Origin of the sequence: Yoonia sp. R78084, from assembly GCF_044595625.1 — a bacterium.
In the GTDB taxonomy this organism is placed as follows: domain Bacteria; phylum Pseudomonadota; class Alphaproteobacteria; order Rhodobacterales; family Rhodobacteraceae; genus Yoonia.
The window spans coordinates 46,237-66,486 of the sequence record NZ_CP138993.1 but is presented as its reverse complement, the minus strand read 5'-3'; the positions used below and the strand labels follow the sequence as shown (position 1 = coordinate 66,486).

At 57.6% G+C, this 20,250-nt stretch carries 23 protein-coding genes; 14 read left to right on the top strand and 9 right to left on the bottom strand.

From position 1 onward, the window contains the following. Window positions 1-8: 8 nt before the first annotated feature. The 4 genes from SJY29_RS00355 to SJY29_RS00340 all read left to right on the top strand — a co-directional run bounded on the left by SJY29_RS00355 (window position 9) and on the right by SJY29_RS00340 (window position 3,018). A complete protein-coding gene (locus SJY29_RS00355; protein ID WP_400085469.1) occupies window positions 9-782 on the top strand; it encodes a DUF6478 family protein in 774 nt (257 codons plus the stop codon). 12 nt (window positions 783-794) lie between these two features. Then, entirely contained in the window at window positions 795-1,160 is a 366-nt protein-coding gene (locus tag SJY29_RS00350) for a hypothetical protein (protein WP_400085466.1), read from the top strand. 129 nt (window positions 1,161-1,289) lie between these two features. Further along, entirely contained in the window at window positions 1,290-1,781 is a 492-nt protein-coding gene (locus tag SJY29_RS00345) for a fasciclin domain-containing protein (RefSeq protein ID WP_055297138.1), read from the top strand. Between the two features lie 301 nt (window positions 1,782-2,082). Then, complete coding sequence (locus SJY29_RS00340) at window positions 2,083-3,018, top strand: FkbM family methyltransferase (protein WP_400085463.1); 936 nt, start codon at window positions 2,083-2,085, stop codon at window positions 3,016-3,018. Here SJY29_RS00340 and SJY29_RS00335 read toward each other — a convergent pair. The 3 genes from SJY29_RS00335 to SJY29_RS00325 all read right to left on the bottom strand — a co-directional run bounded on the left by SJY29_RS00335 (window position 3,002) and on the right by SJY29_RS00325 (window position 5,939). Continuing rightward, on the bottom strand, window positions 3,002-3,883 hold the full coding sequence (locus SJY29_RS00335; RefSeq protein WP_400085460.1) for a hypothetical protein: 882 nt from the start codon (window positions 3,881-3,883) through the stop codon (window positions 3,002-3,004). The genes SJY29_RS00340 and SJY29_RS00335 overlap by 17 nt on opposite strands. Window positions 3,884-4,021: 138 nt before the next feature. Then, window positions 4,022-4,864: a sugar phosphate isomerase/epimerase family protein gene (locus SJY29_RS00330; protein WP_400085459.1), complete on the bottom strand. Its 843-nt coding sequence runs from the start codon at window positions 4,862-4,864 to the stop codon at window positions 4,022-4,024. Between the two features lie 91 nt (window positions 4,865-4,955). Continuing rightward, the gene (locus SJY29_RS00325) at window positions 4,956-5,939 is read right to left on the bottom strand and encodes a fatty acid desaturase (protein ID WP_400085456.1); all 984 of its coding nucleotides are present in this window, start codon (window positions 5,937-5,939) and stop codon (window positions 4,956-4,958) included. Window positions 5,940-6,093: 154 nt separating this feature from the next. On the opposite strand from SJY29_RS00325, the gene SJY29_RS00320 reads away from it, so the two are divergent. The 3 genes from SJY29_RS00320 to SJY29_RS00310 all read left to right on the top strand — a co-directional run bounded on the left by SJY29_RS00320 (window position 6,094) and on the right by SJY29_RS00310 (window position 10,092). Further along, a complete protein-coding gene (locus tag SJY29_RS00320; protein ID WP_400085453.1) occupies window positions 6,094-8,118 on the top strand; it encodes an FAD-dependent oxidoreductase in 2,025 nt (674 codons plus the stop codon). A gap of 194 nt (window positions 8,119-8,312) precedes the next feature. Continuing rightward, a complete protein-coding gene (locus tag SJY29_RS00315) occupies window positions 8,313-9,218 on the top strand; it encodes a LysR family transcriptional regulator (RefSeq protein ID WP_110279533.1) in 906 nt (301 codons plus the stop codon). A 115-nt stretch (window positions 9,219-9,333) separates the two neighbouring features. Next, on the top strand, window positions 9,334-10,092 hold the full coding sequence (locus tag SJY29_RS00310; protein ID WP_400085449.1) for a GGDEF domain-containing protein: 759 nt from the start codon (window positions 9,334-9,336) through the stop codon (window positions 10,090-10,092). 19 nt (window positions 10,093-10,111) lie between these two features. Here SJY29_RS00310 and SJY29_RS00305 read toward each other — a convergent pair whose 3' ends face one another. Genes SJY29_RS00305 through SJY29_RS00290 form a run of 4 tightly spaced genes read right to left on the bottom strand, consistent with a single transcriptional unit; the run spans window position 10,112 to window position 13,062 of the window. Beyond that, complete coding sequence (locus SJY29_RS00305; protein ID WP_400085446.1) at window positions 10,112-11,050, bottom strand: OmpA family protein; 939 nt, start codon at window positions 11,048-11,050, stop codon at window positions 10,112-10,114. After that, complete coding sequence (locus tag SJY29_RS00300; RefSeq protein ID WP_400085443.1) at window positions 11,047-11,613, bottom strand: peroxidase-related enzyme; 567 nt, start codon at window positions 11,611-11,613, stop codon at window positions 11,047-11,049. The genes SJY29_RS00305 and SJY29_RS00300 overlap by 4 nt, the downstream gene beginning before the upstream one ends. Window positions 11,614-11,617: 4 nt before the next feature. Beyond that, window positions 11,618-12,346 (bottom strand): GNAT family N-acetyltransferase, encoded by a 729-nt coding sequence (locus SJY29_RS00295; protein ID WP_400085440.1) that lies wholly within the window; start codon window positions 12,344-12,346, stop codon window positions 11,618-11,620. Continuing rightward, on the bottom strand, window positions 12,343-13,062 hold the full coding sequence (locus tag SJY29_RS00290) for a competence/damage-inducible protein A (protein ID WP_400085438.1): 720 nt from the start codon (window positions 13,060-13,062) through the stop codon (window positions 12,343-12,345). The genes SJY29_RS00295 and SJY29_RS00290 overlap by 4 nt, the downstream gene beginning before the upstream one ends. 42 nt (window positions 13,063-13,104) lie before the next feature. Here SJY29_RS00290 and sfsA point away from each other — a divergent pair, with 42 nt between their 5' ends. From sfsA to SJY29_RS00270, 4 genes are all read left to right on the top strand, one after another. Then, complete coding sequence (gene sfsA / locus SJY29_RS00285) at window positions 13,105-13,806, top strand: DNA/RNA nuclease SfsA (RefSeq protein ID WP_400085435.1); 702 nt, start codon at window positions 13,105-13,107, stop codon at window positions 13,804-13,806. Window positions 13,807-13,827: 21 nt separating this feature from the next. Beyond that, a complete protein-coding gene (map, locus tag SJY29_RS00280; RefSeq protein WP_400085432.1) occupies window positions 13,828-14,733 on the top strand; it encodes a type I methionyl aminopeptidase in 906 nt (301 codons plus the stop codon). Between the two features lie 124 nt (window positions 14,734-14,857). Beyond that, on the top strand, window positions 14,858-15,901 hold the full coding sequence (locus SJY29_RS00275) for a TRAP transporter substrate-binding protein (protein ID WP_400088793.1): 1,044 nt from the start codon (window positions 14,858-14,860) through the stop codon (window positions 15,899-15,901). 129 nt (window positions 15,902-16,030) lie between these two features. Continuing rightward, a complete protein-coding gene (locus tag SJY29_RS00270) occupies window positions 16,031-17,113 on the top strand; it encodes a phosphatase PAP2 family protein (RefSeq protein WP_400085429.1) in 1,083 nt (360 codons plus the stop codon). On the opposite strand, the gene SJY29_RS00265 is transcribed toward SJY29_RS00270, so the two are convergent. Then, entirely contained in the window at window positions 17,089-18,087 is a 999-nt protein-coding gene (locus SJY29_RS00265; RefSeq protein WP_400085426.1) for a polyprenyl synthetase family protein, read from the bottom strand. The two genes, SJY29_RS00270 and SJY29_RS00265, sit on opposite strands and share 25 nt — an antisense overlap. Window positions 18,088-18,143: 56 nt before the next feature. Between SJY29_RS00265 and SJY29_RS00260 the strand changes: the two genes are divergently transcribed. The 3 genes from SJY29_RS00260 to SJY29_RS00250 all read left to right on the top strand — a co-directional run bounded on the left by SJY29_RS00260 (window position 18,144) and on the right by SJY29_RS00250 (window position 19,394). After that, entirely contained in the window at window positions 18,144-18,362 is a 219-nt protein-coding gene (locus SJY29_RS00260; protein ID WP_055297113.1) for a DUF2007 domain-containing protein, read from the top strand. Further along, entirely contained in the window at window positions 18,343-19,110 is a 768-nt protein-coding gene (locus tag SJY29_RS00255) for a tRNA1(Val) (adenine(37)-N6)-methyltransferase (protein WP_400085422.1), read from the top strand. The genes SJY29_RS00260 and SJY29_RS00255 overlap by 20 nt, the downstream gene beginning before the upstream one ends. Before the next feature lie 116 nt (window positions 19,111-19,226). Further along, window positions 19,227-19,394, top strand: a complete 168-nt coding sequence (locus SJY29_RS00250) for a YdcH family protein (RefSeq protein WP_400085419.1) — start codon at window positions 19,227-19,229, stop codon at window positions 19,392-19,394. A 74-nt stretch (window positions 19,395-19,468) separates the two neighbouring features. Here SJY29_RS00250 and phbB read toward each other — a convergent pair whose 3' ends face one another. Continuing rightward, entirely contained in the window at window positions 19,469-20,194 is a 726-nt protein-coding gene (phbB, locus tag SJY29_RS00245; RefSeq protein ID WP_076659648.1) for an acetoacetyl-CoA reductase, read from the bottom strand. Between the last annotated feature and the right edge of the window lie 56 nt (window positions 20,195-20,250).

Below are 20,250 nucleotides of genomic sequence, written 5' to 3'. Positions count from 1 at the left end.
CCGCTTATATGCCATTACCACTGCAAGGCCACATCACGAGGTTCCTGCAACGCCGCAGCATTGCGCGGTGGCGAAAGGCGACGAAAGCTGTCGGAGCGACCGACCTTGCATCACTGGATCAGGCGAACGAAGCAGCCAAGAAACTGCTGCGCCACATTCAGGCCTTCCGCTTTGCCGCTGACAGCAGGCTTGCACTGCCACGGATCGGCTCTGACATTTTTCCCCAACCGCCCGGCACGGACTGGGCGTGGCGGCCAAAACCCTGGCGGGCTGCTGCGGACCTACCGGCGCATGCACCTGCTCTGTCCAAGATGGAAATCACCAATGAGTTGGTGATCTTTCACGACTGCCCTCGCGGCGAAATCATTCTCCGACAGATCCGCAATACTCAGGACACCGATCTTGCACCTTTCGGGATCGTGCTTGAGACCTTCAACTTTGCTGGCAGCTATCTGTCACTTGTGATCGAAGTTCCCGAAGAGTCCTGTGAAGGGCTGCGCAAGCGCCACCTGATCCGGTTGGCGGCGCTGATCACGCGTGAAAGACCGACAGCCATCTATGCGCGGCTGAACGTCAAGAACGGCCCGAACACCGAACAGGTGCTGCTGACCTTGCCAGATGATACACCAGAAACAATGGTCGAGTTCGATCTCGCCTACAGCGGCCTGAATGAACGGCGCGCCGAGCGGATGTGGATTGATCTGATGATCGAACGCCCCGCGATGAACAAACTGACTATCCGTGATCTGACACTCAGCCGCTATCCACGTGCTGAAATCTGAGGAAACGACCCTATGGCCACTGCGCATTTCATCAACACACGGATCAAAGCAGGCGTTTGGCACGGCGACCTGACGGGTGCTGGACAAGAAGAACCCCTTTTGCAGGTCACCCATCTTGGCCAGCCCTTGCCACAAGTGAATTGCACCTATGATGCGGCACATGATGTCTGGCAAGTTGCCGTCCCGATCCCTTCGGCAATGATCGCGGATGGGGTGCACAACTTTCTGATCACCGACCAAAGCGGCGTTACTTTGGACAGTTTCACCCTGATCGCCGGCGCACCGGTTGCAGAAGACTTGCGCACGGAGATTTCGGCATTGCGTGGAGAACTGGAGGTTCTCAAGAAGGCATTTCGCGCACATTGCGCCGAAAGCTGACCTCGGCTTACGTAATGCAGCGCGTATCGGATCAAAACAATACAGCGGATAAACTCATTGTCAGAATGACAACCAGAGCACCTCTCGCCCCGTAACAAGTGCGTTAACAGGGAACGAAAGGAACACCCAATGAACCGTCGCTTTGCAATCAAATCTACCATTCTCGCCGCTGGCGTTGCTGTTGCAGCTGCTTGTGCACCCATGATGGAGAGCGAGCCTGATATCGTCGATATCGCGGCTTCCAACGGCAACTTCAACACTCTGGTTGCCGCTGTCACCGCTGCCGGTCTGGTAGACACATTGAAGGGCGAAGGTCCATTCACTGTCTTCGCGCCAACAGATGCAGCTTTCGCCGCATTGCCAGCTGGTACCGTTGAAACACTGCTGATGCCAGAAAACATCGACCAACTGACAGCGATCCTCACATATCACGTGGTACCCGGTGCGGTCACATCCGATCAACTGGCAGGTCAGCGCCTCAGCGTTGCCACCGTCAACGGTGAAGAAGTCCACATCGACGGCCGCAACGGCGTGACCGTTGAGAACGCGACAGTGACAACAGCGGACATCATCGCGTCTAACGGCGTGATTCACGTGATTGACGCTGTTCTGTTGCCATAAGCCAGACCACTCACCCGACCGCATCTTCTCCCCGGGAGTTGCGGTCGGTTTGCCCATAACGGCACCACACGACCCCATCGCTTTCCCGCGGTGGGGTCTTTTGGTTGGACGCGGAAATTGTCGCGGGTCGGGTTTTCCGGCAAGAAACCGAAACGTGACTGCTGTATATGGTAATTGCTTCACAAGACATGCAAATCCCAATACAGGCGCCAACCACGGGGCTTGCGTGAATGGCACAGCCCTGCAAACTTGCCGCCATGGGCACGTAGCCCAATAAACGACCAGATGCTGAGAGTGCTACATGCCCGAGACCCCCAATGAAACGGACGCAAAGCGCTGGACGCAATTACACGAGATGCTTGCGCCTGAACGCCCGACCGCAATTATTGATATTGGCGCCAATCCCGTTGAACCGTCGCCATATGACTTGTTGCTGACGCAGGGCCTCGCACAGGTCTATTGCTTCGAGCCGCAGCCTTCGGCCTATGAGGCCTTGTTGGCCGAAAATCGTCCAAATCGCATCGTGCTGCCCTATGCTGTCGGAGATGGAACAGAAGGCACACTGCATATCTGTCGCCATAGTGGATTCACATCATTGCTGCCTCCCAACCCTGCTGCAATTGCTTATCTGGAAAAATGGGCGGGCATGATGACAGTGACAGAAAAAGTACAGGTGCAAACCGTTCGGCTTGATGACATCGCCGAAATTGCACATGCCGACCTCATAAAGATCGACATTCAGGGCGGCGAGGCGGCCGTGTTCAGGAACGGCCCCGACAAATTAAACGATGCGCTTATGGTGTTCACCGAAGTGGCGGCGATCCCACTTTATGTCGGTCAGCCGTTGATGCATGAGCAAATGCGTTTACTCTCAGATGCGGGCTTTTGTCTGCACAAGTTCGATACCTTGAAGGCAGTTGATGTGGCGCGCCGGTTTTCGCCTTTCCTGCAGGCCAAATATCATCAGAACCAGCTTGTCGACGGAGACGCGATTTTCATTCGAAGCTTGCTCGACCTTCAAAGCCTCACTGTTGAACAGCTCAAGCATCTGGCGATTTTGTCTGATGCTGTGATACAGAGCTACGACTTGGCGCTTGCGGTGCTGGATCTTCTCATAACCAAAGACTGCATCGGATCAGAGGCTGACGTGATGGAATACTGTGCCATGCTTCCCGCCAATCGCCCAAGGCGATTGCGGCAAGCCCAAGCGAGCGAAGGCGCTAAAACGCTGCTCTGAGGCGTTCGGGTATCCGATAAGTCGTCATTCGATGCACGCGTGCGTGTTTCCAAAACCCGCCGCGCCCTTCTTCCCATTCGCGATACATTCGTTTGCGAAGCGGACCAAATCCAAAATTCGTCTCTACTGGCTGGCCATGTGTTACAAAGCTATGCAGAAAGTCGCTGATTTGGTTCGCCTCCTGTTGCCAGCCTACACCGGCCACATCCTTTACAAGCACGCCATCCGCATCTGATACATGCGCCTTACGTAAGTTTTGGCGCCGCATGAGCATGTCATGATCAACATAGCGCAAGTGAAAGAGAAACAGCTTCTGCGACAAATGCAGTTCGGGATGGGTCGAGAAATGCTGCCCAAGGCTCCACCGGATGGGGACGCGGATAATGCAGGGCTTCGAATACCACATATTGATCCGCCCAAAAGCCCTTTGCGCCAGTACCGGACGGCTTTGATCGAGAGGGGCTTCCACGTCGACGCGGTGCACCAGTTCGATGGCAAAGGGTGAGATGACCGGAGCTGTTGTCTCCGCAAGAATATGCGCAAATGGATCATCTCCGAACTGCGGATCAAGGACGATCAGTTCATCCACATCACCGCCGACGACAAGATCAAATCGTGCTGTCAGCGCACTGGCGAAATGCGAAAGAAACTCCCAGCGTTTCTTGTCCCAGCCAGGACCAACTCTCCCTTTTGGGAAAGTGATGATCTGACAACCTTCCAGCCCGTCCGGCAATATGCTGTCTGCACCGTCGACAAGAATGAACATGTTCTCGCGGGGTATAAATTGCCCGTAATAGCTGACCCATAGTTTAAGAAAGTAGTCTTCGTTGCGGATCATGGTCCAGACGGCGACGTTGCTATTCATAAGTGATCCTTAGAAATGACAGCACGTCTGCCTCTAGATGCGCAGACCCCCAATGTCTACACGTGCGAAACTGGATAAGGCTGTTTGTCCGGGTACCGATGGACATATTGGCGTCATGTTCTCTGTCACGCCCGTTTCCTAGCCGTCCCCGCCCAGTTCATCCCAGATCTCGCGCACCCAGGCCATAATCACCTGCGCCTCTTCCCAGCGGTTCGACATCTCGCGGCCGTCCGGTCCGGTCATCGCGTATTCCGGCGGCCCCAGTTCGCAGACAAAAATGCAGTCGCCCGACGCGTTGCGCGCGCGCCAGTCGGCAAGGCCTTCGCGCCACCAGCATTTGAAAAGTTCCACCCACTTCTGATGCTGCGGGAAATCCAGTTGTAACTGTATCTGCTGGCGCGAGGCCACGCGTCCCTGAAAGCTGTCGGAACGCTGCAGGATGCGGCTCATCAGGCCAAGGTCGTGATCGGACAGGGGAAACCAGAATTCGCGATCCACCACGTAATGCGACAGGTCGGCACAGATGCGCATATCAGGGATACGATCAAGCAGCTGCAGCGTTGTATAAAGGTCGTTGGTGATGCAGTTGCGATGCGTCTCGAACTGCACGGGCACCCCGATCCGGTCGGCCATGCCCATCCATGTCTCGATCACTGGCACCATATCGTCGAGGGCGATGGGCATCACCTGTCCGATAACGTCAACAAAGGGCGCGCCGAAATCGGCGGCCATATGCAGCGTGTCTTCAAGGCTTTCAATCGTCTTGGGAAAGGCCACGATCAGCGGGGTGAGGCCGTTCGCGTCCATATGCGGACGTACGGCATGGGCCACGGCCACATCGGAGGCCCCCAGATCAATCGCCATACCGTCAAAACCGGCTGCGGCCACCATTTCGCACACCTGATCATAAGGCAGCTTTACGCCGCTCTGGTCGTGCGGTTGCATGGCCCAAAGCGAGGTGTATACCTTCAGCTGCCGCATATCGCCACGCAGTCCCGGATCCGATCCGGGACCCCTATCGCGACCTCAGCCAAGAGGCCCCGGGTCAAACCCGGGGCTGAGTCACGCCGCCTCATTCCGCTGGCATCCGCGTCACGCGGCCACCGCTGCGCGGGATGATCCAGACCTCATCCATCGGATACTGGCTTTCGTCTTTGGCCATCAGTTTGCCGATCACCTCGATCTGGAATTCCAGCCAGCCCATCCGGTGGACCTCGCCAGCCTTTTCCTCGATCCGGTCGTTCAATGTCCGCAGCTTCCAGAAAGGTACGGCGGGAAACGTATGGTGGGCAGTGTGATAGGGCATCTGCCAGCACAGCCAGCGCTGCAGCGCATTTGCACGGGTCGAGCGGGTGTTTTCCATGATGTCGGGCTCATGGCTCAGCCCCAGATGTTCGATGGTGTTCTGCAACTGGTGAACGGGCTTGGTCAATACCATCGGGATAATCCAGAAGGTCAGCGCGGCCCAAGACCCCGCTGCGACAGAGACGAGCGCGATCAGACCGTAACCTGCCAGATGCAGGCGGCTTTCACGGATCACTTTGGTCTCTTCCTCGGCGCGAATATAGGGTTCAATAGTGATCCCCCGCGCGCGGCGCACGATGCCAAAGACACGGTTGCGCCAGTAGGTGATACCGCTGAGCCAAAGCAGATATGTGGTCAGCGTGTAAGGTTCGCGCACCAGTTCGCCGTCACGCTCCCAGTCCTGGGTGTGTTGGTGATGGGCAAAATGCATGATCTGGTCAAAGTCGCGGGGGAACAGCTGTACAAAGCCGATGATGCGGCCAAAGACCTCATTCAGTTTGCGGGTCTTGAACACGGTGGCATGGGACAGTTCGTGCTGGGCGGCATAGAGGAAATTCAACAGAACACCCAAAGCAAACCCCGTCACCCAAACCCATGCGGTGCCCATCGCCTGCGCATGCAGCAGCGCGACAACCACGATGGCCCCGACGTGGCTTGCCATTTGCAACCCGCCTTGCAGGTCGGACCGTTCGGACAATTGCCGCAGTTCGTCTGGCGTCAACAGTTTCCGGCGGGAAAAGCTGGCTTCCATCGTAAACCCCTTTCGTCATTCAGGCACAGAGTAGCGGAATGGGCGCGAAGCGCAAAACCTTTCCGGTCTTGCTGTAAGTGATCCATTTTACGCCACGTTGAGGGTGACGACCGCCACGACTTTCGCCATGATCGCCCAAAGCGGAGGCACTTTCATGACCCAATATCCCCATCTTTTGTCCCCCCTCGATCTGGGGTTCACGACGCTCAAGAATCGCGTGCTCATGGGCTCGATGCACACAGGGCTTGAGGAAACGAAAGACTGGAACCGTGTGGCCGAATTTTATGCCGAGCGCGCGCGGGGCGAAGTGGCGTTGATGGTCACGGGCGGCATGGCCCCAAACGAAGAGGGTGGCGTGTTTCCGGGGGCTGCGGGCCTCTTTACGCCCGAGGATATCATCAACCACCGGATCGTGACCGACCGCGTCCATGATGCAGGTGGCAAGATCGCCATGCAGATCCTTCATGCTGGGCGTTACGCCTATTCGCCGAAATGCGTGGCCCCCTCGGCCGTGAAATCACCGATTTCGCCGTTTCCGCCCACAGAGCTGGATGAAGACGGGATCGAAAAACAGATCGCAGATATCGTAACCGCCGCCGCCCGCGCGCGCGAAGCAGGCTATGACGGTGTCGAGGTCATGGGCTCTGAGGGGTATTTCATCAATCAGTTCCTTGTGACCCACACCAACAAGCGCACCGACCGCTGGGGCGGGTCATACGAGAACAGGATGCGCCTGCCGGTCGAGATCGTGCGCCGTGTCCGCGAAGCGGTGGGCGCTGATTTCATCGTGATCTACCGTTTGTCGATGATCGATCTGGTGCCGAACGGATCAACTTGGGAAGAGGTCGTCCAGCTTGCCAAAGCGGTCGAAGCTGCAGGCGCCACGATCCTGAACACTGGCATCGGCTGGCATGAGGCGCGCATTCCGACCATTGCAACATCAGTGCCGCGCCGCGCCTTCACGTGGGTCACCAAAAAGCTGATGGGCGAGGTCAATATCCCCATCATCACGTCAAACCGCATCAATATGCCCGAAGTGGGTGAGGCCGTACTGGCGGACGGCTGTGCCGATATGGTCAGCATGGCGCGCCCTTTCCTTGCGGACGCGCATTTCGTGGCAAAGGCTGCGGCAGGCAAGGCTGCGGAAATTGCGCCCTGTATTGCCTGCAATCAGGCCTGTCTGGACCATACCTTCAGCGGCAAACTGTCGTCCTGTCTCGTCAATCCGCGCGCCTGTCACGAGACAGAGTTGACGATCACGCCAGCAGAAACGCCCAAAAACATCGCCGTCGTCGGCGCAGGTCCGGCAGGGCTTTCGGCAGCACTTACTGCCGCAGAACGCGGGCATCATGTGACTGTCTTTGACGCCTCCGACGAAATTGGCGGCCAGTTGAACATGGCCAAACAGGTTCCGGGCAAAGAGGAATTCTGGGGGCTGGTCGATTACTATCGCACGATGGTGGCGAAGGCCGGGATTACACAGCGCTTGGGCAAAACGGCGACACCCGACGACCTTGCTGAATTCGATGAGATCATCATCGCCACAGGTGTCGCCCCGCGCGACCCTGAAATCCCCGGTCAGGACGGGCCGAACGTGCGGTCCTATATCGACGTGCTGCGCGGCAAGGCGCAGGTTGGCAAAACAGTTGCGATTGTCGGGGCCGGCGGCATCGGTTTTGATGTGGCTGAATATCTGGTGACAGGCGACAGCCCGACCGAAGACCTGGATGAATGGCTGCAGGAATGGGGCGTCGGTGATCCTGCGCAGACACGTGGCGGATTGCGCGCGGAGGGTCCTCAGCCCGAGGCACCGGTGCGGCAGGTCACGCTCTTGCAACGCAAGGCCGAAAAGCTGGGCAAGCGGCTGGGCAAGACCACCGGCTGGATCCATCGTGCGGGGCTTCAAATGAAGAATGTGCAGATGATCGGTGGCGTGAACTACGAAAGGATTGACGCGGACGGCCTGCATATCAGTCACGGCGACGCGCGCGAAAACCCCAGAATCATCCCAGCCGAGACAATTGTCCTCTGCGCGGGTCAGGTGCCGCAGCGCAGTCTGGCCGATACATTGGTCGCCCAAGGGCGCCGCGTTCACGTGATCGGCGGGGCAGATGTGGCGGCGGAACTGGACGCCAAACGTGCGATCAATCAAGGCACACGCCTTGCTGCCGGGTTATGACCGGACCACGCAAGGCTTGGGTGACGACACGTCCGATCCCATAATTTACAGGGTATTTCGCTGAAAACCGCTGTTTCCGCGTTGTCACCAAAGCGGATTCATACCCCCGTATTGTCAGGCATTTGTCCTAATCCTGCCCGATTTCACTGCCACGTTGGGCGGAACGGTATCAAATAGCAGCGTCAGGAAGTTTCATGGATCGTCTAACCGAAATGGAGGCCTTCGCCACAGTTGTGGATCAGGGCGGCTTTACGGACGCTGCCAAGAAAATGGGAATTTCCAAATCTGCGGTCTCCAAACACGTCTCATCGCTTGAGGCCCGTCTGGGGGCACGTTTGCTGAACCGCACCACCCGCCGCGTCAGCCCGACCGAGATCGGGCTTGCCTATTACGACCGCGCCCGCCGTGTTCTGAATGACGCAGGCGAAGCCGATGCTTTGGTCACGTCGATGCAGTCTGCGCCTTCCGGCCTGCTGCGTATCAGCGTGGCGACAGATTTCGGGGTGAACCACTTGTCGCCTGTTCTGGGCGAATTCCTGTCCGAATTTCCCGACATCACTGTGAACATGGCGTTGAACAACCGCTATGTTGAATTGATTTCCGAAGGCTTTGATATGGCCGTCCGCATTGGCGAGCTGGAAGACAGCACCCTGCGCGCCCGTAAGCTGACCGAAACAACAAAGCGCATGATCGCGAGCCCTGCCTATTTCAAGCAGTATGGCCGCCCCGAAAAGATTGACGACCTGAACGAGCACAAGCTGCTGCATTATTCGAACCAAGCGAACTCCGCGGTCTGGAAATTGACCGCACCGTCGGGCGAAAAACGGCAGGTGCGCACGGCGGGCTGGCTGACCGTGAATGATGGTCAATCGCTCTTGAACGCCTGTATCGGCGGGCTTGGAATTGCTTATTTGCCAAGTTTTCTTTATGCGGATGCAATGAGTAAAGGGTTGGTCGAAGTCGCGATTCCCGATTTGCCGGTTGAGACACAAGGCATCTATGCGGTGTATCCACCAGGTCGCTTTACGCAGCCCAAGGTGCGCGCATTCATAGATTTTCTGGCCCACGCCTTTGCCGACAAGGGCCCCGAGATCTGGTAGTTTCCCAAGGTGTCTATTCAAATACTTGCGCGACCGTGTTGTTGGTCGCGCTTTTTTTCGTCTTAAACCAATCGTAACGCATGTGCCCTATCCGGTGTCCTAAGGACGACGGAGAATGAATCTGATGGACCAGGTCATGCGCTTACTGGCACCGCAAAGCACGCTTGGTTTTATCGTGCGCCTTGGGGTGTGGCTGGGGTTTGTCACAGTTGCGAATATCGCTTTCGCAACGTTCTTTGGTGGTGGCGCATACTACTCTTTGTGGTTCTACCTTGCCCATTCAATCGTGGTCGGTGGCCCGATTATCACGTTCTTCTTTATCATCACGATGTTCCAGTTGCGCCTGCAGCGAAAGCTATGGCATCTGTCACGCATGGACGGGCTGACCGGACTGAACAACCGCAACACATTTTTTGATCTGGCTGCAAAGGCACGGACCCGCGAAAACACCGGTGTCCTTATGATGCTGGATGCCGACAGGTTCAAAGCCATCAATGACACCTACGGGCACCAAGCCGGGGACAAATGTTTGCAGGCCATCGCCGCCAAGCTGCGTGAAAATATCCGTCAGGATGATGTGTTGGGCCGCCTCGGAGGCGAGGAATTTGCGATCTATCTCAGGGACGCAGCCCCGGAAACTGCGCAGTCTATCGGCACGCGCCTGACGCAACCGATCAAAGTTATGACCGAGGCCCATGGCGAACTGACAGTGACGCTCTCGATCGGTGCGGTAATGGCGCAACCGGCGATCCCAATTGATACCTTACTTGGGCGGGCGGATGCCGCACTTTACTATGCAAAACAAAACGGTCGGGCGCTTTTTGTAAACTGGACGCCGTCATTGCAGAAGAAAGCACTCCGGGCACATGCCTAGGGTCAGGACCCAAAGACAATCATTCCTCAGTAGATGTCACGATCACTTCGACGCGGCGATTGGCGGTCCGGCCCGCTTCGGTCAGATTTGAGGCAAGCGGCGAAAGATAGCCCATGCCCTCGGCCTCAAGCTGTGCACGGTCTGCACCATAGTCGCTGACAAGCCGTTCCAAAACAGAGGCTGCGCGACGTTTGGACAAGGCGATATTTGTGTCGAGTGCCCCCGACGAATCCGTATGTCCCACCAGTGCAACCGTCCGCGACGGCCTATCTCCAAGATAATCTGCCAAAGCGCGCAACGACGGGTAGTCCCCTTGGGCAAGCTGGGCAGAACCCGTCTCAAAGTTCAGATCGGCAAGGACCGCGCGCCCGGCCTGATCAAGTTGCTCGGACAGTGTGGCGTCGGATACCGCGCCAAATGCACGCAAGGGTGACGCAGCAGCCTGCGCAATCGGCGGTGCGGTCTCACTTTCAGGACCGACATGCGTGATTTGGACAAAGCCTGCTTCCGCTGTTCGGCTGATGAACAAAGTCAGATACTCAGGCCCATCGTGTCCGACCCGTTCAGCCGCAAGAAACCGGAAATCACCAATGTTGATCCTCATGTCCGGCGGTGGCAGCGTTTCGACCGCAAAACGGAAATCAAAGCCGCCACAGGCCTCGGTCTGGCACTCAAAGATGATCTGATAGCGGTCGTTGCGCAACTGTTCGCGCAAAGGGCGCACCAGTTGTAATGTCGTGAGCGCAGGCGCCGCGATCCGCCAGGCTTGCTGGATCACGTGGCCTTCGACAGTTTGCGCAGGCATCGCGCCCTGATCCCAAATGCCCAGCGGCAAAAGGTAACTATCGGCAGGGCGGATCACCTCTTCCTGCAAGCTCGCGTTGCTTGGAAAATCGAGCGTTTGGCCCTGCGCCATGCCCGCAGCAATGCCCAAACATGCGGCAATTATGCGGATCATCGGGCTTGCGCGTGATATTCGTCATTGGGCCGCATATCGGTGGCCGAAGCGATCCGGTTGCTCATGTTGTAAAAGCCGGCGGTCGCGGCGATATCCCAGATATCACGGTCCGAGAACCCGACCTGACGCAGTGCGTCACGGTCTTTCTCTTCAATCTTGGCACTGGCGACAGTCATCAGTTCGGCAAATTCCAGCATCGCCTTCTGGCGTGCATCCAGAGGGGCGACACGCCAGTTCATCACCAGCATCTCGCCAAGTTGCGGATCACCCGACAACTGCCGCACGGCGGCACCATGGGCAGTCAGGCAGTAGTAGCATTTGTTTATGGACGACACCGCGACCGCAATCATTTCGCGCTCGAGTTTGGACAGGCCAGAGGCGGACAGCATGATATCATTATAAAGCGCCGTAAAGGCGTTCAGCTTTTCGATGTCAAAGGCGTAGGCTTGCAGCACATTGGGCACCATCCCAAGCTTTTCGCGACAGATATCAAAGTACTTCTGCGTGGCCTCCGGCAACGGGTCGGCCATGGGCAAATCGAGGGCGGTGGGTTGGTCAGTCAAAGGTTCACTCCGGCAATCGTCGATAGTGGTACTGTCCCACATGCGTCATGCCGAGGGAAGTGTAGAGCGCGTTGGCCGCATCGTTCACCTGCGTTGTCACCAGCGTCAGGTAATCCGCGCCATTGTCCCGCGCCCAAAAGGCCGCCGCACGCGTCAGGTATTGCGCAAGCCCCTGACGGCGATGGGCGGCCGCGATCTCGAGCGCATGGATCATGGCGCATCCGGCGGCGATGCCCACATAAACCGTTCCTGCAGGCTGGTCATTCAATCGCCCCAGCAAGGTTGTCTTTGGTCCCACGGCGCGTGCCATGATCGCCAAACGTCCTTGGCCGATCCTGCCCGCGGCCCAGATTTCTTCTTGTGCGGCCAGCGGCGGCCAGACCTCAAAGCTGGTAACGGGCGGTGGACGTTCGGTGGCGACGGTCGCGACAGGTGCTGCGTAAAGGTTGGTGACGTCTTTAATCACATAACCGCGTGCGGCCAGCATGTTGTCCAAGTCGCCCTCGCCCGCCCGCACCATGAAGAGCTGCGTTTGCCCTGCCCCGCGCATCGCGGCTTCAGCCTGCGGAATATCGGTATCAGTGACAGGCCCCTGCGCTGTTGCCGCACTGACACGGCTGCTGCCGCTCTTATCAAGCCGTATTCTCCAAGGACCCACCTCGCGGCTTTCTGCAGGCGGCCATGTGCCTTCGATCACGGAATAGAGTGTTTCAAGCGACGGAAGTGTCGTCATGCAAATTTCGCCTCAAGTGCTTTCATCGCCAGATCGAGCGCAACAGCGTCACTGCCGCGCACCACGATGTTCGACCCGTAAACCCCATCTTTCTGGAAAGGGTAAGACCCGACGCTCAGATCGGGGTAATCTTGCGCAAACGCACCCAATGGTCCAGCCAGATCGCCCTCACCTTTGAAGAGTTGCAGTGTACGCGACAACAACGGCGCCCCGCCTGTCAGTGTCGGCAGGATGCTCGCGACCATGGCTTTAAAGACCGAAGGTACCCCCGCCATGACATGGACATTCCCGAGGCTGAACCCCGGTGCCGTGCTAACCGGATTGTCGATGAGCGTCGCCCCGTCTGGAATGCGTGCCATGCGCAGACGTGCCGCGTTCAATTCCTGTCCGGAACGGTCGTAATGCGCCTGCAACAGCGCGCGTGCATCGGCGCGCACGTCGATATGCGCACCAAAGGCAGCGGCGATACAATCGGCGGTGATGTCATCATGGGTCGGCCCGATGCCGCCACTGGTAAAGACATGGGCGTAATTTTCTGACAACGCCTTAACCGCCGCGATAATCGCATCCCTATCGTCACTGACCACCCGCACCTCTTTGAGGTCGATGCCCCGCTCGGTCAATTGCCCCGCAAGATAGTGCATATTCGCATCGCGGGTGCGCCCCGAAAGGATTTCATCGCCGATCACAAGCATGGCAGCGGTGGGGTTTGGCATCTGGTGGTTCTCCTGTCTTGTCAGAGTTGTTATAGGGCGCGTATGGAATTTGCCACGCCTCTTGTCCCTGCCCGCCTGATCAAACGCTACAAACGGTTTCTGGCCGATGTACGGCTGGAAGACGGACGCGAAGTCACCGCGCATTGTGCCAATCCCGGATCAATGCTGGGACTGGCCGAACCGGGCATGAAGGTCTGGCTTGAGCCGAATGATGATCCCAGGAAAAAGCTGAAATTCGGCTGGCGTCTGGTTGAGCATGACAACGGGCATTTTACCGGTGTTGATACCTCAGTGCCCAATCGCGCGCTCAAGGCGGCTTTGATGGCGCATGAGGTGTCGGGTCTGCCGCCCTATGATCTGGTGCGGCCCGAGGTGAAATATGGTGAAAACAGCCGGATTGATTTTCTGCTCAGTGGTGACGGGCCGGATACATATGTCGAGGTCAAGAGCGTGACCTTGTCCCGCCAGTCAGGCTTGGCAGAGTTTCCCGATAGCGTGACGGCGCGCGGGGCCAAGCATGTGGCGGAACTGGCGCAGATGGTGAAGCAGGGGCATCGTGCGGTGATGTTCTATCTGGTGCAGCGCACGGATTGTGCGGCGGTCACTTTGGCAGGCGACATTGATCCGGCCTACAAGGCCGCGTTCGATCACGCGGCGGACGCCGGTGTTATCGTGTTGGCGCATGCATGCAGAATTGACCCCACGGGGATCACGCTGGGCGATCCAATCCCGTTCCGGCCCTAGAACTTCGTCGGAAATTCGCCTATGTGCGGCATAAGACACAAAGGAACGCGACCCGTGGAAACGAACAAAACGCATCTGACCAAAGACGGCATTCGCCTGTATCAGCCCGAAGACTTTGCCGGCATGGCGAAAGCAGGGGCACTGGCGGCCAAGCTTTTGGACGACATTGCGCCCTATGTGACCGTGGGCCAAACCACCGGTGAACTGGATCGTTTGATCACCCAATGGGTGGATGAGGCGGGCGCAGTCTCGGCGACGATCGGCTACAAAGGCTATCAGCACGCAAGCTGTATTTCCGTCAACCATGTGGTCTGCCACGGCATTCCAGGCGCGCCGATTCCGAAATCCGCCAGTGAGACTGTGTCGCGCAACCACGAAAAGCGGCGCGATGATGATGCGCTCAAGGACGGGGATATCCTGAATATCGACGTCACCGTCATAGTGGATGGTTGGTATGGCGACACCAGCCGCATGTATGTGGCTGGAACGCCTTCCAAGAAGGCCGAACGCTTGATCGAGGTTACCCACGACGCCCTGATGAAAGGGATCGAGGCCGCGAAACCCGGTAATACCTTTGGCGATATCGGCCACGCGATCCAGCTTTATGCAGAAAGCCACCGCATGTCCGTAGTCCGCGATTTCTGCGGGCACGGGCTGGGCCGTGTGTTCCATGCGCCGCCCAATGTGCTGCACTACGGGCGCGAAGGCACCGGTGCTGTGCTTGAGGAAGGGATGTTCTTTACCATCGAGCCGATGATCAATCTGGGGCGCCCTGATACCAAGGTTCTGGTCGATGACTGGACCGCTGTGACCTATGACAGATCGCTTTCAGCGCAGTTTGAACATTCAATCGGCATCACCGCAGACGGGTGCGAGATTTTCACGCGTTCACCAGGCGGCAAGTTTCACCCGACCTACGGCGGATAATACCAGAGGGGAAAACAATCGGTGATTTCCCCTCTTGCGAATAACTTGCAACTGGGGCGCGGTGGCCCTATATCTCTCGTGTCGCTAGCGGTGACACCTTTCCCCTGAAAACCTGATGAAAAGGATGCACGCTATGCACCTGATGAAATCTGCCGCTTTGATGGCCATACTTGGCCTGTCTGCAACATCCGCAATCGCACAAGAGGTGACGCTGCGCTTTCAGCACTTTGTCTCGCCCGCCAGTGCGAACCCCACCTATTTCATGCAGCCCTGGGCCGACGCGATCGAGGAACAGTCGAATGGCCGCATCAAGGTAGAGCTCTACCCCTTCATGCAACTCGGCGGGTCTGCACCAAGCCAGTACGACCTGATCCGCGATGGCGCGATTGATGGCGGCTGGGTCATTCCCGGCTATCAGCCGAACCGCTTTCCCGAAGCCGAGGCCATGGAATTGCCTTTCATGACAAGCAAGTCTGGCGAAGAGGCAAGCGCCGCGGCGTGGGAGTTCACGCAGGAATACCTGATGGATGACTTCGCCGATGTGCATCTGATCGCCGCACACATGCATGGACCAGGCATTGTGCACAAACGTGGTGCGCCCGTCGAAACGGTCGAGGATTTTGAAGGGTTGAAACTGCGTGGCCCATCGCGCGCGGCAACGCTTTTGCTCGAAGAGCTTGGCGCAACCCCCATTGGCATGCCTGTACCGCAATTTCCCGAAGCATTGTCGCGCGACGTTGTCGATGGCGGTGTGATTACGTGGGAAATGTCGCCGTCGCTGAAGCTGGACGAGTTGACCGACAGCCATACGGATGTGGCAGGTGATCAGGCGCTGTATAACCTCTATTTCATCTGGGCGATGAACAAGGATGTCTATGAAGGGATGCCCGACGATCTGCGCGCGATCATTGATGCCAATTCCGGCATGATGGCAAGCCGCTGGGCAGGCCGCGCGCATGATACCGGAGATGTCGTCGGCCGTGATGTGATGGCCGCTGATGGCAACGAGATTGCGCAACTGTCCGAGGTCGAGACAGACCGGATCAAAGCGCTGGGCGCGGAAGTGACGGCAACCTGGATCGCCGAGATGGACGCGAAAGGCTATGACGGTGCAGCCTTGGTTGCCAGCGCGCAAGCGGCTGTCGCAGCCAACCGCGCGGCAGAGTAGCGCCAAATCCCGAGCAACCCTTTCGCCACAGATCACAAAGGGTTGTCCGGACATGTGCTGATTGCGTTGCGCAATGCCTGCGCTGTCAGCTATGCCAAGGTTGATTTTATCGACCTTGGCTTTTGATTTATGACAACCGACACGACCTCTCCGCAGACTGCGGATACAATGGACAGCCACTTTGGTGGGCGCTTCCAGATTGTCGTAGCCCTGATCGCCGTGACTTCTGTGCTCTTGCTGGTGCTGCAATCTGACGCTGGGATTGGCCCTGTGCTGGCAGTGGCCTCTGGCTATGCGCTTGGAATTTCGCTTGTTGTTGCGGCGTGGCTTCTGGCGCAGTTCATCTGGCTCAGAGTACAGCAAAGGCGCCGGACAAGCGGCCAGACACCTGATGACCCGATGGCGTGGTATCGCTCCTATTTGGCGACGATCCGCTGGGGGGACATTCTGGCAGCGCTGATTGCGCTGATCGTCACGGTTTCTTGCTTTACCGTCTACAAGAGTACGGTCGTCGGGGCAGAGGGCTATGGGTTTGACGCGATGTTCATTGCATGGGACCGCGCGCTTTTCGGGGGGCAGGATCCGTGGGTCTTGTCCCACGCAGTATTTCCGACACCGTTTCTGACCAAAGTCATTGATTTCATCTATCACCCGGCCTTTTTGCCCATGGTCCTGGGATATACTGTCTGTATTGCGGCGCAGGGACGGCCTGCGCTGCGCTATACCTATATGGTTTCGTATCTGGCGAGTTTCGTGATGATAGGGATGGTCATGGCCAGTGCGTTGCACTCTGCGGGGCCTGTTTATGACGGGGTGCTTTTCGGGGACGGCACCACCTTTGCACCACTGGTTGATCGGCTTGCTGCCCAGAATGAAGTTGCTGGACCTTTCAGTGCGGTCTTCGCCCAAGGCTATCTGTTTCGCCTGAATGAGCTGGGCGTGTCCGGCCTTGGCAGCGGTATCTCTGCGATGCCGTCGATGCATATCGTGCTGGCATTTTTGTGGGTCTTGCCCGCGTGGCACCTGAACCGTGTGCTCGGCGCGATTGTCACGCTCTATGCCATCATCATCTGGGTTGGGTCAGTACACCTTGGATGGCACTACTTTGTCGATGGGTTGGTCGGCGTCGCTGTGCTTGGGCCAATCTGGTACGCTGCGGGGCGCGCCTTCGGGCTTTATGGCAGAGCTCAGGTGATCCGCGCGACGACGTAGTCCGCAAGATCAACCAGCATCTTTTTAAGCGGATGGTCTGGCACTGCATCCAGCGCCGTTTTCGCCTTCTCGGCCCATGCCAGCGCATCCTGTCGCGTGGCTTCCATTGTGCCGTGCTTTGCAAGCAGGGCAATCGCCTGATCAAGATCGCCTTCGTCCTGTCTGCCCTTTCCGATTGTGCGTTCCCAGAAGGCGCGTTCTTCCGCATCAGCGGCGGCAATCGCGCGAATCACGGGCAGGGTAAGCTTGCGCTCGCGGAAATCATCGCCCACGTTCTTGCCAATGGCTTTGGTGCCGCCATAGTCGAGAAGATCGTCGACGATCTGGAAGGAAATACCCAGCGCATCGCCATAATCAAAGAGCGCCTGTTTGGTCGCAGCATCTTGCCCCGCGATCTCGCCGCCGACTTCCATCGCGGCAGAAAAGAGCGCTGCGGTTTTCCCGCGCACGACCTGCAGATAGATCGCTTCGGTTGTCGCCAGATCACTGGCGGCGGTCAGTTGCAGCACCTCGCCTTCGGCGATCGTAGCGGACGCATTCGCCAGAATATCCAGCACGCGCAGCGATCCCGTTTCAACCATCAACTGGAACGAACGGGCAAAAAGATAATCGCCCACAAGCACGCTTGATGTATTGTCCCACAACAGGTTTGCCGTGGGGCGGCCCCGCCGTTGCTTGCTTTCATCAACAACATCATCATGCAGCAAAGTCGCCGTGTGAATAAACTCAACCGTCGCTGCCAGATGGATATGGTACGGCCCCGTATAGCCACACATCCGCGCCGCGGCGAGTGTAAGCATCGGACGCAAACGCTTGCCACCTGCCTCCACCAGATGCGCGGTCACTTCGGGGATACGCGGGGCGTGTTCCGATGCCATACGATCGCGGATCAGCGCATTCACCGCAGTCAGATCATCGGCCAGCGCCTCGGCGAGTTGTTCGTGCGGTTTGGTGGCAGCGGTATCAAGGCTCATCGCAATTTCCGTCATGTGAATAGACAACGGCTGCACCGCGCCTTAGGTCTTTGGTTATGAAAGAGCTTCTACGCACCAATGACCCGACCGTCATCGCATTTGCAACCGCCCTTCTGGACAGCGAGGGTATAGACTGGTTCACCTTCGACGTAAATATGAGCGTCCTTGAAGGCAGCATTGGCATAATGCCGCGCCGCCTGATGGTGCTGGACCGCGATTTATTTATGGCCGAGGCGGTGATGCGCGACGGAGAGATTGACCTTGGGCGCGACTGAGGACCTGACCAAAGACGATTTTCTGGGTGGCAAAATCGCAATCTGGCAGCCCAAACGCGGATATCGCGCGGGCGTTGATCCGGTCATTCTGGCCGCCTCGGTTGCGGCGAAATCGGGGCAGTCAGTAATGGAACTGGGGTGCGGTGTTGGAACCGCGTCGCTTTGTCTGGCCGCCCGCGTACCTGATTTGCAGATAACGGGAGTTGAGGTGCAGCCGGAATATGCCGCACTCGCCCAACGCAATGCTGTAGAAAACGCGCTGCCTCTGACGGTGGTGAGCGCTGACTTGCGCGCGTTACCAGCGGACCTGCGGCAAAGCCGGTTTGATCATGTCATCATGAACCCGCCCTATTTTGATCGCACTGCAGGCACGGCATCGGATGACACAGGCAAGGATATAGCCTTTGCAGGTGACACGCCGTTGCAGACTTGGCTGGACGTCGGGGCAAGACGGGTCGGGCCGCGCGGATACCTGACGCTGATCCAACGTATGGAACGGCTGCCGGAGGTCCTCGATTCGCTTGCGGGGCGGCTCGGCGCCATCATCGTGCGGCCCATTGCAGGACGCGCGCACCGCGCGCCAGAGCTCTTCCTGCTGCAAGCGCGACAAGAAGGGAAAACGCCGTTTCGCATGGCGCCGACGCTGGTCATGCATGCAGGTGAGGTGCATCAGGGTGATCAGGAAAGCTATACCCGAGAGGTCGGACGCGTTTTGCGGAACGGCGCGGATTTACCCATTTGGCGTTAACGAATTCGCAACACACGGCTGCCACGGTGGAAAGACGCTCAGTTTCTGCCTTGCAGCGTGACAGACGACATCGAATGTGCTGCAATCGGAATACCCAAACCTAGAGGAGATCGACTATGAGCTTGAGTTCGCATGTACAGGAACTGAAGAAGAAGCATAAAAACCTCTCGGAGCATGTCGAGGCAATGCAGCGAAGCCCATCTGCCGATGACATCGAAATTGCAAAACTCAAGAAGCAGAAATTGATTCTCAAGGAAGAAATTTCGCGTCTCACCGCGCACTAGCGATTTCTAACGCCGAAAAGAAAAGGCCACGTCCCGTTGACGTGGCCTTTGTGATTTCCAGGATGTGCCAGACCTTAGGTCATGTACTGGCCACCATTGGCCGACAGGGTAGAGCCCGTCACAAAACCCGCATCATCAGACACAAGGAAACAAACCGCGCGTGCGATCTCTGAAGCTTCGCCAAGACGACCAACAGGGATCTGCGGCAGAATGACTTCGTTCATCACTTTCTCGGGGATCGTGCTCATCATTTCGGTGTTGATATAGCCGGGTGCCACGATGTTCACCGTGATACCGGCGCGCGCACCTTCTTGGGCCAATGATTTGGTGAAGCCGATGTCGCCTGCTTTGGTCGCGGCATAGTTTGCCTGCGCAAACTGGCCTTTCTGGCCATTGATCGAAGAGATGGTCACGATGCGGCCAAACTTGCGCTCGCGCATACCGCCCCAGACGTTGTGCGTCATGTTGAACACGCCGTTCAGGTTGGTGTCGATGCATTCATGCCACTGCTGCGGGGTCATCTTGTGGAAAGGCGCGTCACGGGTGATGCCCGCGTTGTTGACCAAAATCTCGACCGGACCAAGATCAGCTTCGACCTGGGCGACGCCTGCCTGACAGGCCTCGTAATTCGCGACATCCCATTTGTAGGTCTTGATGCCGGTTTCAGCGGTAAAGGCGGCAGCCTTTTCATCATTGCCCGCGTAAGTCGCGGCAACCTGATAGCCTGCATCTTTCAATGCTGTCGAAATAGCTGCGCCGATACCGCGCGAGCCGCCTGTTACAAGTGCAACACGGGACATAAATTTCTCCTCCCAGAGCTTTGGTTAGGTAATCTTGTTATCGTTGCGCCACCTTG

Bases quoted from the DNA above. Each gene is read 5' to 3' on its own strand.
- SJY29_RS00250 (WP_400085419.1), top strand. From the start codon at position 19,227: ATGAGCTTGAGTTCGCATGTACAGGAACTGAAGAAGAAGCATAAAAAC.
- SJY29_RS00330 (WP_400085459.1), bottom strand. From the start codon at position 4,864: ATGCGGCAGCTGAAGGTATACACCTCGCTTTGGGCCATGCAACCGCAC.
- SJY29_RS00295 (WP_400085440.1), bottom strand. From the start codon at position 12,346: ATGACGACACTTCCGTCGCTTGAAACACTCTATTCCGTGATCGAAGGC.
- SJY29_RS00315 (WP_110279533.1), top strand. From the start codon at position 8,313: ATGGATCGTCTAACCGAAATGGAGGCCTTCGCCACAGTTGTGGATCAG.
- sfsA (WP_400085435.1), top strand. From the start codon at position 13,105: ATGGAATTTGCCACGCCTCTTGTCCCTGCCCGCCTGATCAAACGCTAC.
- SJY29_RS00355 (WP_400085469.1), top strand. From the start codon at position 9: ATGCCATTACCACTGCAAGGCCACATCACGAGGTTCCTGCAACGCCGC.
- SJY29_RS00335 (WP_400085460.1), bottom strand. From the start codon at position 3,883: ATGAATAGCAACGTCGCCGTCTGGACCATGATCCGCAACGAAGACTAC.
- SJY29_RS00275 (WP_400088793.1), top strand. From the start codon at position 14,858: ATGCACGCTATGCACCTGATGAAATCTGCCGCTTTGATGGCCATACTT.
- SJY29_RS00260 (WP_055297113.1), top strand. From the start codon at position 18,144: ATGAAAGAGCTTCTACGCACCAATGACCCGACCGTCATCGCATTTGCA.
- SJY29_RS00345 (WP_055297138.1), top strand. From the start codon at position 1,290: ATGAACCGTCGCTTTGCAATCAAATCTACCATTCTCGCCGCTGGCGTT.
- SJY29_RS00290 (WP_400085438.1), bottom strand. From the start codon at position 13,062: ATGCCAAACCCCACCGCTGCCATGCTTGTGATCGGCGATGAAATCCTT.
- SJY29_RS00325 (WP_400085456.1), bottom strand. From the start codon at position 5,939: ATGGAAGCCAGCTTTTCCCGCCGGAAACTGTTGACGCCAGACGAACTG.
- SJY29_RS00265 (WP_400085426.1), bottom strand. From the start codon at position 18,087: ATGAGCCTTGATACCGCTGCCACCAAACCGCACGAACAACTCGCCGAG.
- SJY29_RS00320 (WP_400085453.1), top strand. From the start codon at position 6,094: ATGACCCAATATCCCCATCTTTTGTCCCCCCTCGATCTGGGGTTCACG.
- map (WP_400085432.1), top strand. From the start codon at position 13,828: ATGTGCGGCATAAGACACAAAGGAACGCGACCCGTGGAAACGAACAAA.
- SJY29_RS00340 (WP_400085463.1), top strand. From the start codon at position 2,083: ATGCCCGAGACCCCCAATGAAACGGACGCAAAGCGCTGGACGCAATTA.
- SJY29_RS00310 (WP_400085449.1), top strand. From the start codon at position 9,334: ATGAATCTGATGGACCAGGTCATGCGCTTACTGGCACCGCAAAGCACG.
- SJY29_RS00270 (WP_400085429.1), top strand. From the start codon at position 16,031: ATGACAACCGACACGACCTCTCCGCAGACTGCGGATACAATGGACAGC.
- SJY29_RS00305 (WP_400085446.1), bottom strand. From the start codon at position 11,050: ATGATCCGCATAATTGCCGCATGTTTGGGCATTGCTGCGGGCATGGCG.
- SJY29_RS00350 (WP_400085466.1), top strand. From the start codon at position 795: ATGGCCACTGCGCATTTCATCAACACACGGATCAAAGCAGGCGTTTGG.
- phbB (WP_076659648.1), bottom strand. From the start codon at position 20,194: ATGTCCCGTGTTGCACTTGTAACAGGCGGCTCGCGCGGTATCGGCGCA.